The organism is Microbacterium sp. NPDC076895 (assembly GCF_040687115.1).
In the GTDB taxonomy this organism is placed as follows: Bacteria; Actinomycetota; Actinomycetes; order Actinomycetales; family Microbacteriaceae; genus Microbacterium.
In genome coordinates this window covers 41217-52868 of sequence record NZ_JBFBMQ010000010.1, presented here as the reverse complement: position 1 = coordinate 52868, position 11652 = coordinate 41217, and the positions used below count along the sequence as shown (strand labels likewise).

Sequence of the window (11652 nt, the reverse complement as noted above, 5' to 3'; positions counted from 1 at the left end):
GCCGCGACCCGCACCTCCTGAGAGGTCTGGGTCGCGGCATCCGCTGTGTGACGCGTGATCAGCGCTTGCCGGCGAGGTCTCGTCCGACGATCTCGCGCATGATCTCGTTCGTGCCGCCGTAGATGCGGTGGACGCGAGCGTCGAGGAACGCGCGGGCGATCGGGTACTCGGTGATGTAGCCGTAGCCGCCGTGCAGCTGCACGCCGAGGTCGAGCACTGCCCACTCCCGCTCGGTCGCCCAGAACTTGTACTTCGCGGCCTCTTCGGCCGAGAGCTTGGAGTCCTTGTAGGCGCGCATAACGCGGTCGGTATATGCCCAGAGTGCTTCCACGTCGGCAGCCATGTCGGCCAGGCGGAACCGGGTGTTCTGGAAGTCGGCGATCCGCTCCCCGAACGCCTCTCGGTCCTTCGTGTACGCGAGTGTCCAGTCGAGAGCTGCCTGCGCCGCCGCGGCACCTGCAACGCCGATCGACATGCGCTCGAGCGGCAGGTTCATCATGAGCTGCACGAAGCCCATGCCTTCGCGGCCGCTGATGAGGTTCCCCTCGGGAACGAACACGTCGCTGAACGAGAGCTCGGCGGTGTCGTGGCCGTGAAAGCCCATCTTGTGCAGCTTCTTGCCGTGGTCGAAGCCTTCCATGCCGTTCTCGATGAGCAGCAGACTGAAGGCATCCGGGCGGTTGCCCTCGCCGGTCTTGACGAACGTGACGACGAGATCGGCCGTCTTGCCGCTGGAGATGAAGGTCTTCGCGCCGTTGACGATGTAACCGCCGTCGACCTTCTTGGCCGTGGTCTTGATGCCGCGAAGGTCGCTGCCGGCACCGGGCTCGGTCATCGCGAGCGCGCCGATCACCTCTCCGGTCGCCATACCGGGAAGCCACTTCTCCTTTTGCTCCTGCGTGCCCATGTGCACGAGGTAGGGGACGGCGAGGTCATCCTGGATGCCGAAAGCGCCGGCGAGCGATCCCGAGCCCGCGGCGATGACCTCCTCCATGACGATCGCGCGGAAGCGGTAGTCCTGCAGCATCCCGGCACCGCCGAACTCTTCCGGCACCGACAGCCCGATGAGTCCGGACTCACCGGCTGCCTTCATCGTGTCGCGGTCGATCTCGCCGTCGGCATCCCACCGGGCGATTGCCTCGTTCGTGACGTATCGCTTGACGAACTCCTTGACGACGTCGCGGAACGCCTCGTGGTCTTCGTCGTAGATGTCGCGCTCCATGTGAGCCCTTCCTTCCACATCGATGGCGCGGGCCTGCCGGAATCGGCGGTTCGGCCCCGTCGCCGACGCGATTCTATGCCCGCGGGCTGTCAGCGCTTCGCACCCGGTGTGGGATTGCGGTTCACGTGGGGCGGTACTGCGTCTCGCGTTTGTAGGATGCCTCCAGGTTCGGTATCCAGTTCGGATTATCCGCGTCGCGGGTTGACATTCAATCGTATTTTTGTTCGACTATGCGCATGCGATGGAACGGGCAGGCGATCGGCGCGAGCGACGCCAACGCGCTGCCCGGGATGGAGCACCTCGGGGGCTTCGTCCGGTCCGTCACGACACCCGAGTTTGCGGGCATGACCTTCCACGAGGTCATTGCCAAGAGCGCCCTCAACCACGTCCCGGGCGCATCGGCGATGCCCTTCGACTGGACCGTGAACCCGTACCGCGGATGCAGTCATGCGTGCTCCTACTGCCTAGCTCCGGAAACCACGATCCTGCTCGCCGACGGCCGCACCCGCACCCTCGGCGATCTCCGGGTCGGCGATTCGATCATCGGCACCGAACGCCGCGGAGATTACCGCCGGTACGTCGCCACAACGGTGCGCGCGAAGTGGACGACGAATCGACGCGCGCACCGCGTGACCCTCGCCGATGGGACAGAGCTCATCGCAAGCGCCGATCACCGCTTCTTGACCGAGCGGGGCTGGAAGCACGTGAAGGGTGCGATGAGTGGACCGGAGCAGCGTCCCTACCTGACCGCTAACAACCGCCTCATGGGCTTCGGCATGGGCGCAGCGCGAGCCGTGAGCCGTGACGCCGCCGACAGATTGTGGCGACTGGGTTATCTGGCGGGAATGATCCAGGGCGACGGAATGATCCTGCACAGGACTTACCCGCGTCGGGGTCGCACCGGCGCGATTCACGCCTTTCGACTCGCGCTTGCGGACACGGAGGCTCTGGAACGCACCCAGGCGTTTTTAGCGCTCGAGGGAATCCCCACCAACGTGAGGCCGTTCACAGCCGCAACCGAGCAACGGCGCGCCATGCTCGCCATCCATACAGCACGCAAAGAGGGGGTCGCCGCAATTGAGGCCCTCATCAAGCGACCCGCAGACCTGAGCGAGGAGTGGCTCGCTGGATACCTGGGCGGAATCTTCGACGCCGAAGGCTCCTGTTCCCGGGGTGTGCTGAGAATCAGCAACAAGAGCGCGGACGTGCTCGGCACGGTCCGCGAGGCACTCGCGTGCTTTGACATCCCTGCCGTCACCGAGGGGCCGCGACCGAACGGGGTGAGCGCTATCCGGGTCACGGGCGGGCTGGCTTCGCGGATGCGCTTCTTCGAGATCTCACGACCCGCGATCACGAGAAAGCTCTCGATAGTCGACACTGCGGTGAAGACATCGAGTGACCTCCGCGTCGTCGAAATCGAAGATCTCGGGCACAGCATCGACATGGTCGACATCACGACCGGCACCGGTGATTTCATCGCGAACGGCGTTATCAGTCACAACTGCTTCGCCCGCGGCACGCACGAGTACCTCGAGCTGGATGCCGGGCGCGACTTCGACTCGCAGATCGTCGTCAAGGTCAACGTCGCCGACGTGCTGCGCACAGAGCTCGCACGGCCGTCGTGGACCGGCGATCCGGTCATGCTCGGCACAAACACCGACCCGTATCAGCGGGCCGAGGGACGGTACCGACTCATGCCCGGCATCATCCAGGCGCTGACGGATGCCGGCACCCCGTTCTCGATCCTGACCAAGGGCACGCTGCTACGCCGGGATCTTCCGCTTCTGACAGAAGCCTCGTATGAGGTCGATGTCTCACTGGCGATGTCGATAGCCGTGTTCGACGATGCACTACAGCGCACGCTCGAGCCGGGGACGCCGAGCGCAGCCGCGCGCCTCGAGACCGTGAGAGCGGCGACGGATGCCGGATTCCGCGTCACCGTGTTCCTGATGCCGATCCTCCCCCACCTCACCGATTCAATTGCCTCGCTCGATGATGCGCTGGGGCGCATCCGAGCGGCCGGCGCACACCGAGTGGTCTTCGGCGCGCTGCACCTGCGCCCGGGGGCGAAGCAGTGGTTCTGGCAATGGCTCGAGCGGGAGCATCCGGAACTCGTCGGGTCGTATCGCGGCCTCTACCCGGGCGCTTCCGCGTACGCGCCGAAGCCGTACCGTCAGTGGCTCGCCAAGCGCGTTCGGCCGCTGCTGCGGGTTCACGGCCTGACGGGGCACGCCGAGGAAGAAGCGCCCCCACGCGAGCCGGTGCCCGGCCTGGCGGCGCGGCGTGCCGCGGCATCCGTCGTCACGACCTCGCGCGGCAGACGTGCTGACGCGGCAGCGATGCTGTTCTGAGCCCGTCGCTTCTACGCATGGAGGTAGGACAAATCCCGCAGGCAGGACGATCCGGTGAGGATTCGCCCTGCCTGCGGGATATTGCCTACGTCAGAGAGGTGTCGGCGGCGCGTCAGGCGTCGACGTCGGCGAGCTGACGACCCGCGATCTCCTCGAGAAGGTCGTCACCGACGCGAGCGTCCTCGAAGGGCGCCTCGATCTCGGCGCGATCAAGCATCTCGGTCATGCGGCGACGACGCTGACGCGTGATGAGCGTCACCACCCGGCCCTCGCGACCCGCACGACCGGTCCGTCCCGATCGGTGCAGGTACGTCTTGTACTCGTCGGGGGCGTCGGCCTGCACGACCAGGTCGATGTCGTCGACATGGATGCCGCGCGCGGCGACATCCGTGGCAACGAGCACCCGAACGCGGCCCGAGGTGAGCTTCTCGAGGTTGCGCGTGCGCTTGGCCTGGTTGAGGTCACCGTGAAGCGCCAGCGACGGGATGCCCGCGTCGTCGAACTGCTCGGCGAGCATCTCGGCGTACGCGCGCGTGCGGGCGAAGACGAGGGTCTTGCCGTCGCGGTCGACGAGCGAGTTGAGGATCTCAGCCTTGTCGCGGTGATCGATCACGAGCACGCGGTGCTCGATGGTGCTCGAGTCCTGGTCTTCACCCGCAACCTCGTAGACGGCGGGCTCGACGAGGAACTCGTCGACGAGCGCGGCAACCTCACGGTCAAGCGTCGCGGAGAAGAGCAGCTTCTGGCTACCGTCGGCGGTCAGGCGCAGGATGCGCTGCACCGGCTCGAGGAAGCCCAGCTCACACATGTGGTCAGCCTCATCCAGGACCGCGATCCGAATCTCGGAGAGGTCGAGTTTGCCCTGTTCGACGAGGTCTTCAATGCGGCCGGGGGTCCCGACGATGATGTCGACGCCCTTTTTGAGCGCGCCGACCTGGCGCGCCTGGGGCACGCCGCCGTAGATCTGCGTCGTGAACAGGCCGACGCTGCGGGCGATCGGCTGGATCGTGCGGTCGATCTGCAGCGCAAGTTCACGCGTGGGAGCGAGCACCAGCGCCTTGGGCGATCGGCCGAACTCACGACGGCTTCCCGCCTGCGAGCGCAAAATGCTCTCGACCAGCGGTGCACCGAACGCGATGGTCTTGCCCGATCCGGTGCGTCCACGCGCGAGCACATCGCGGCCCTCGAGGATCGGCGCGATCGTCGCAGCCTGGATCGGGAACGGCGTGGCTGCGCCGAGGTCGGCGAGCACGCGGACGATGTTCTCGCCGAGACCCAGATCTCCGAAGCTCACGCCCTCGACGGCATCGGCCTGAACAGCGTCAGCCTGCAACCGCTCGTGGACGACGTCGACATGCTCTTCGTGGGCAGCCGAGCGGGTCGGCGCGTTCCAGTCGGAGCGGTTCGGACGGTCGTCACGGCGCGGTCGGTCATCGCGGCGGGGGCGGTCACCGTAACCAGCACGGTCATCACGGCGCGGACGGTCACTGTACGAGGGGCGATCGTCACGACGGGGACGGTCTGTGTAGGAGGGTCGGTCATCGCGGCGGGGGCGGTCACCGTAGCGGTCCTGGCTCTCGCGCTGCGGACGGTCGTCACGACGGGGGCGGTCGCCATAACCACCGCGGTCATCCCGACGCGGGCGGTCGCTGTACGAGGGACGGTCACCGTACGAGGGCCGGTCATCACGGCGCGGGCGATCACCGTACCCAGCGCGTTCATCACGCTGCGGACGGTCATCCCGACGCGGACGGTCACCGTACGAGGGGCGGTCATCACGACGCGGACGATCCCCGTACGAGGGACGGTCATCACGACGCGGACGATCCCCGTATGAGGGACGGTCATCACGACGCGGACGGTCATCACGCTGCGGGCGATCATCGCGACGCGACCGGTCACCATACGAGGGGCGATCATCACGACGCGGGCGGTCACCGTAGCGATCCTGGCCGTCGCGCTGTGGACGGTCGTATGCCGGACGGTCATCACGACGCGGACGGTCACCGTAGGCCGGACGGTCATCGCGCGACCCGCGGTCGTAGCCGCCGGGGCGCTGGCGATCATCGCGAGCCGGGCGGTCATCACGACGCGGACGGTCGTCCCGAGCATGGGAACGGATGGCGCGAGCCTCGTCGCGACCTGCGCGCTCCTGCGCCGTCCAGCGACGCTTGGGCTCGCCGCTCGACTCTGCGGCCTCGGGACGGTAGCCCCGATGGCTCGGGCTCTTGCTACCGGGCTTTCCGGCCGACGACGTACCGGGGCGACGCTTGCGGTCCTGGTACGCGGTCTTCTCTCCGTAGCGCGGTTCGAAGTTCTTGGCTGCGCGGCCGCCGGCCGGCTTCTTGCTCTTGGGCATGGGTGTGTTCTTCCTGGGTTCTCTCGCACGAGAACAGCAGTCGAGACGCGCTCGACAGGCCCGGACTCTCTTGGCCGGGGGCCATTCATGTGATGGTCATGCACGCCGATCGGCGCTCACCATCGGCCCCAAGGACTCACAAACCCACTCGCCATACAAGGCAATGTCCAGAGCCGACCGATCCAGCGTAGCGGGTCACCCTGGGAAAGACCCTCACCCGGGCATCCGCCGCGCGCCCGGGTGAGCAAACGGATGCCGCGCGCGCTCTAGCATGGGCACGACGCCCGCCGAGGAGGACCAATGACCGACACGCGCCACGACCCCACCGGGGAGCAGTTCTACCTCTCGAGCGCCGACGGTCGGGTAACGGCGCACCTCACGCAGGTGGGGGCAACAATCCGCGGACTCACCGTCGACGGCGTCGATCTTATTGCGTCCTATCCGCAGGGGCTGCCGGCTCCCGCCGCATCCGGAACCGTGCTCGTGCCGTGGCCGAACCGCGTCCGGGGCGGCACATGGAGCCACAACGGCACCACCTACCAGCTGTGGCTCACCGATCCGTCGGTCGGCGGTGCCTCGCACGGGCTGCTGCGCTTCACGCCGTACACGGTCGCCGAGCAGTCCGGCGACACGATCACGCTCGCGGCAACGGTCTTTCCGCAGAGCGGCTACCCCTTCCAGCTCGACACAACTGTCACGTACGCGCTGACTACCGACGGCATCGAGGTCACGCACGTCATCGAGAACGTCGGCACGGATGCCGCACCCGCGGCCCTCGGCACCCATCCGTATTTCACGCTCGGTGACGTCCCGACAGCCGACCTCGTGTTGACCTCACCGGCAGAGAAGATGCTCGTGCTCGACGACGCGCTGATCCCCGTCGATGAGGTACCGGTGGATGCGGCATCCGACCTGCGCAGCGGCGCCCGGCTCGGCGATGTCTCGCTCAACACCTGCTACACCGACATCGCTCGGGATGCCGACGGGATGCTGCGCCACCGTCTGAGCGCACCGGATGGCCGGATCGTCACGATCTGGCAGGGCGCTGACCTCGACTACGTGCAGGTCTACACCACCGACCGCTACCCGGGCCGCGAGCTGGCTGTCGCCATCGAACCCATGAGCGCGGTGCCGGACGCCCTCAACTCCGGTCGAGGTCTGCGCTGGCTGGCGCCCGGCGAGACCTGGACCGTGAGCTGGGGAATCTCCTACTCGGGCTGACGTCCGTTGTGGTCGTCGTCCGAGTTCTCGGCGCCGGTATCGGTCGGTTCCGCGCCGTCGACTGACTCCGGGGAAGGGGTCTCGGCATCCGTCGATTCGTCACCGTTCTCGGCTTCGGGTTCGGCGGCTTCAGGCTCTGGCGACGCGTCGGTCCCCGGTTCGGTCGGCTCAGATTCGGGCCCGCCTGCAGCGTCGGTCTCGGGCTGAGTAGCCTCTGCTTCAGCGGCGTCCGACTCAGCAGCATCCGGCTCCTGCCCCTCCGCCCCCGCGTCCTCGTCGGTTGCAGTCTCGCCGGCGTGGTCGGTCGCGCGACCGGCGCCCTCGGACTCGGCGGCATCCGACTCAGCAGCATCCGGCTCAGCGTCGCCTTCCGGCGCCGGCGACTGGATCGGGATCTGACCGGTGCGCAGTGCCTCACGTTCGCGCAGCTCGCGACGCGTCAACGGCACGTCCTCGGCACCAGCAGCACCGGCAGCACCGGCACCTACCCCTACGCCGGCAAGCACGAGCGCGCCCTCGGCATCCGCCTGACCCGCTCGCGACGCGCGCTTGGCCTGCCGCCGTTCCTTTGCGCCCTCGACGAGGTTGTAGAGCGTCGGCAACACCAGCAGGGTGAGGACCGTCGACGAGATGAGTCCGCCGATCACGACGATCGCGAGCGGCTGCGAAATGAATCCACCCGTGCCGGTGATCCCCAGTCCCATCGGCGTGAGAGCGAGGATCGTGGCGAGCGCGGTCATCAGGATCGGGCGAAGACGGCGCGTACCACCGGCGATGGTCGCATCGTGGGCGCTCAGGCCCTTCTCGCGGTACTGGTTCACGAGGTCGACGAGAACGATCGCGTTCGTGACGACGATGCCGATGAGCATCAGCACGCCGATGAGCGAGGCGACACCCAGCGGGATGCCGGTGACGATCTGCAGCAGGATCGCGCCGGTTGCCGCGAACGGCACCGAGATGAGCAGCAGCAACGGCTGTCGCAGCGACTTGAAGGTGGCGACCATGACGACGTACACGATCAGGATGGCTGCCAGCAGCGCGAGGCCGAGCTGGCTGAATGCGTCAGCCTGGTCGGTTGCGACACCGCCGAGGTCAGCGCTGGCCGAAGACGGCAGATCAGCCGCATCGATCGCTTCCGTGACGGATGCCGTCACCTGCGCGAGGTTGTCGGTCGCGGGGGTGACCGTCACTGTCGCGGTGCGCGTGCCGCCCTGCGTGGTGATCGATGTCGGCCCCTGTGACTCCTCGACAGTCGCGACCTCCGACAGCGGCACGGGGCCCTGCGCGGTGAACACCTGCAGGTTGCGCAGCTCGTCGATCGTGGTGGGCGGGTCGTTCGAGGCCAGGTACACCGTCAGCGAGGTGTCGTCGACCTCGACGCTGCCGATGTTCTGCGGCTGCATGGTGCTGGACACGATTGCGCCGACGGCGACTTCCGACAGACCGAGCGACGCCGCCTTGTCGCTGTCGACCTGCACCGAGATGAAGGGCAGGGATGCCGACAGGTTGCTCGTGACCTGGCTGACGTCGTCGAGGTCGCTGAGGCTCGCGACGACGGCATCCGTCGCCTCTTGCAGTGTCGAGGCGTCGGGAGCAGTGACGTCGACCTCGATGTCGGTCGAGCCGAATCCGCCGTTGCTGCCAGCGACGGTGATCTCCCCGACATCCGGAATCGCCTCGACGGTGTCCTGGACTTCCTGGCGAAGCGCGACCTGGTCGGCACCTTCCTGTGTCGTAATGGAGTAAGTGATTCCGCTGCCGCCGCCGGTGAAAGCATCACGCAGCGCGTTGCCGCTGGAGCCGATCGAGACCTGCACGGTCTGGATGCCGTCGATTCCCATGAGGGCTTCTTCGACCGGCACCGCCGCGGCGGACTCGGCCTCCAGGCTCGGCGCGGGACCGATGTCCTGCGTCATGGTGAACGTGTTCTGACCGGAATCGCCGAGGAAGTTCGTCTTCATCAACGGTGCGACGGCGATGGTGCCCACGAGGACGAGGACCGCAAGCCCCAGGGTGACCCAGGAGTGGCGCAGCGTCCACCGCAGGATCGGGGTGTAGCCGCGCTGCAACCGATCGAGCGGAGCTGCCGGGTTCTCGGGGTCGATCTCCCGCCCCGCCTCATCCAGCAGCGGCTTGCCGGGCTTGAGGAACCAGTAAGCCAGCACAGGCACGATCGTGAGAGCGACCAGGAGCGATGCCAGCAGCGCGATCGTGACGGTCAGAGCGAAGGGTCGGAACAGTTCGCCGGTCACGTCGCCGACGAAGGCGATCGGCAAGAAGACGGCGACAGTCGTGATCGTCGACGATGTGATCGCCGACCCGACTTCCTTGACGGCCCGCACGATCGAGGTCATCTTGTCGGCCTTGCCGACGTAGTGGCGCCTGATGTTCTCGATCACGACGATCGAGTCATCCACGACACGGCCGATCGAGATCGTGATCGCCCCGAGGGTCAGGATGTTCAGCGAGTACCCGAACGCCTGCAGGCCGATGAACGTGATCAGCACGCTCGTCGGGATCGAGATCGCGGTCACGAGCGTCGCGCGCACCGACAGCAGGAAGAGCAGGATGACGAGCACGGCGAACAGCAGGCCGAATCCACCCTCGACGGCGAGAGTCTCGATCGACTGCTCGATGTAGGGCGCCTGGTCGAAGACGACGGTGAGGGTGACTCCATCGAGCTGCTGCTCGAGCTCGGGCAGGATGTCGACCACGCCGTGCGAGACATCGACGGTGTTGGCTGCCGGAAGCTTCGTGATCGCGATCGTCACTGCCGGCTCGCCGTTCACACGCGAGATCGTCGTGACGGGGTCCTGTGCCTGCTCGACCGTGGCGACGTCGGCGATCGTCACCGTACCGGCTTGGAACTGCTCGGCATCCGTGGGAACGAGCGGGAGCGCCGCCACCGCATCGACCGACGTGATCTTCGAGCCGGTCTGCACTGTGAGGGTCTGCTCGTTCTCGGTGATCTCACCGCCCGGGAACAGCACACCGTTCTGATCGAGGGCGTCGCGGATCGCCTGCTGCGTGTAGCCGGTCGCAGCGAGCTTCGCCGGGTCGGGGGTGATCGTGATGCGCTGTCCGGTGCCACCGACGATCTGCGCGGCGTTGACGCCGTCGACATCCTCAAGCTCGGGAATCGCGACTGATTCGAGTGTCGCCTGGATGGTCTGCTGATCGTCGTAGCCGGTGACGGCGATCTGGATGACGGGGAAGTCGTCGATGCTTGCCGAAAGGACATTGGGTTCGACGTTTTCGGGCAGTTGAGATGAGATCCGATTGATCGCTTGCGTGATCTTCTGCTCAGCGGTGCCGAGGTCGGTGCCGTAGGTGAAGGACGCCTGCACGATCGAGGCGTTGGTCGTGCTGGTCGCTGTCGTCGACTCGAGGCCGGGGACGGCCTGGATGGCTGTTTCGATCGGTGTCGACACGTCGTTGGCGACAACCTCAGGCGACGCTCCCGGATACGTCGTGACGACGATGAGAGCGGGGAACTCGATCGAGGGGATCAGTTCCTGCTTCAGGCTGGTCAATGCGAGGCTGCCGAACAGGGCAGCGACGATCGTGACCAGCGCGATGAGGGCGCGGTTTTTCAGGCTCAGGACGGCGAGTTTCGACACGGTGGCCTTTGCTGTGTTCGGTGCTGTCGGGACGCGACGATACGCGGGTGTATCGCCCCCATCTTCGCACGGTGATTCCGGGGGATATCCCGAAAACTCCCGATCAGCCGGCGCCGGGAGCGAGCGCTGCGCCCAGCGCAAGCCCGCCCGCAGCGGCAGCGAGCGAGAGCACGAAGGTTCCGACGACGTTGACGATCGCGATCCGTCCGCGCCGCTCTTCGGCGAGCAGGATCGTCGTGACCGAGACGGCGCTGAAGGTCGTGAAGCCGCCGAGGAGGCCTCCCCCGATGATGAGCTGCAGGTCAGCGGAGGGAGCGGCGCCGGTCAGGATGCCGAGCGCGAACGACCCGACGACGTTGACGACGAAGATTCCCCATGGCGGGCCCCACCAGCGCAGGACGGCGACGTCAGCGCTGTAGCGCAGTGCTGCACCAACGCCGCCGGCGAGCGCACCGAGAGCGAGCAGAAGCGGGCTCATGCGGAGTGTCCACGCGCTGATGCCGGCCGGGGACGGGCGATCCAGAGCCCGGCGAGCGCAGCTACCAGCCCGGCGAGCACGGTGACGACCGCGAGCGGCAGCGATGCCGGGTCCACTGCGAGCACGGCAAAGCTCGAGTAGGTCGTGAACCCTCCCATCACCCCGACTCCCCAGAACGTGCGCATCCTGGTGGCGCGGGCGGGGTCGGCCTGAGCCTCGGCCCGCCCCGTCACCACGCCAAGCAGGAAGGACCCGATGATGTTGATGAGCGGGATGGAAAACCACTGGACCGAGGGATCCTCGATGAGCAGGATGAGCAGTCGCGCGGCAGTACCGATCACCCCGCCCGCGAACACCAGCCACAGATGAGCCCCCGAGAAGCGCGGTCTGGTCGCCATCCG

The 11652-nt window shown here is 66.9% G+C and carries 7 protein-coding genes; 2 read left to right on the top strand and 5 right to left on the bottom strand.

Features of this window, described 5'->3' with window-relative positions:
* Positions 1 to 58: 58 nt before the first annotated feature.
* A complete protein-coding gene (locus AB0O89_RS10085; protein WP_341578331.1) occupies positions 59 to 1222 on the bottom strand; it encodes an acyl-CoA dehydrogenase family protein in 1164 nt (387 codons plus the stop codon).
* Between the two features lie 236 nt (positions 1223 to 1458).
* Here AB0O89_RS10085 and AB0O89_RS10080 point away from each other — a divergent pair, with 236 nt between their 5' ends.
* Positions 1459 to 3573: an intein-containing Rv2578c family radical SAM protein gene (locus AB0O89_RS10080; protein WP_363497020.1), complete on the top strand. Its 2115-nt coding sequence runs from the start codon at positions 1459 to 1461 to the stop codon at positions 3571 to 3573.
* Between the two features lie 112 nt (positions 3574 to 3685).
* Here AB0O89_RS10080 and AB0O89_RS10075 read toward each other — a convergent pair whose 3' ends face one another.
* Positions 3686 to 5932 carry a DEAD/DEAH box helicase gene (locus AB0O89_RS10075; RefSeq protein ID WP_363497017.1) on the bottom strand — a complete coding sequence of 749 codons (2247 nt, stop codon included), beginning with the start codon at positions 5930 to 5932 and terminating at the stop codon, positions 3686 to 3688.
* Between the two features lie 300 nt (positions 5933 to 6232).
* Here AB0O89_RS10075 and AB0O89_RS10070 point away from each other — a divergent pair, with 300 nt between their 5' ends.
* Positions 6233 to 7153 (top strand): aldose 1-epimerase family protein, encoded by a 921-nt coding sequence (locus AB0O89_RS10070; protein WP_363497014.1) that lies wholly within the window; start codon positions 6233 to 6235, stop codon positions 7151 to 7153.
* On the opposite strand, the gene AB0O89_RS10065 is transcribed toward AB0O89_RS10070, so the two are convergent.
* The 3 genes from AB0O89_RS10065 to AB0O89_RS10055 all read right to left on the bottom strand — a co-directional run bounded on the left by AB0O89_RS10065 (position 7141) and on the right by AB0O89_RS10055 (position 11649).
* Positions 7141 to 10773, bottom strand: coding sequence for an efflux RND transporter permease subunit (locus tag AB0O89_RS10065; protein ID WP_363497011.1), 3633 nt, complete (start codon positions 10771 to 10773; stop codon positions 7141 to 7143). The two genes, AB0O89_RS10070 and AB0O89_RS10065, sit on opposite strands and share 13 nt — an antisense overlap.
* Positions 10774 to 10876: 103 nt before the next feature.
* Positions 10877 to 11251 (bottom strand): CrcB family protein, encoded by a 375-nt coding sequence (locus AB0O89_RS10060; protein ID WP_363497008.1) that lies wholly within the window; start codon positions 11249 to 11251, stop codon positions 10877 to 10879.
* Positions 11248 to 11649: a CrcB family protein gene (locus tag AB0O89_RS10055; protein WP_292712939.1), complete on the bottom strand. Its 402-nt coding sequence runs from the start codon at positions 11647 to 11649 to the stop codon at positions 11248 to 11250. The genes AB0O89_RS10060 and AB0O89_RS10055 overlap by 4 nt, the downstream gene beginning before the upstream one ends.
* Positions 11650 to 11652 lie beyond the last annotated feature (3 nt).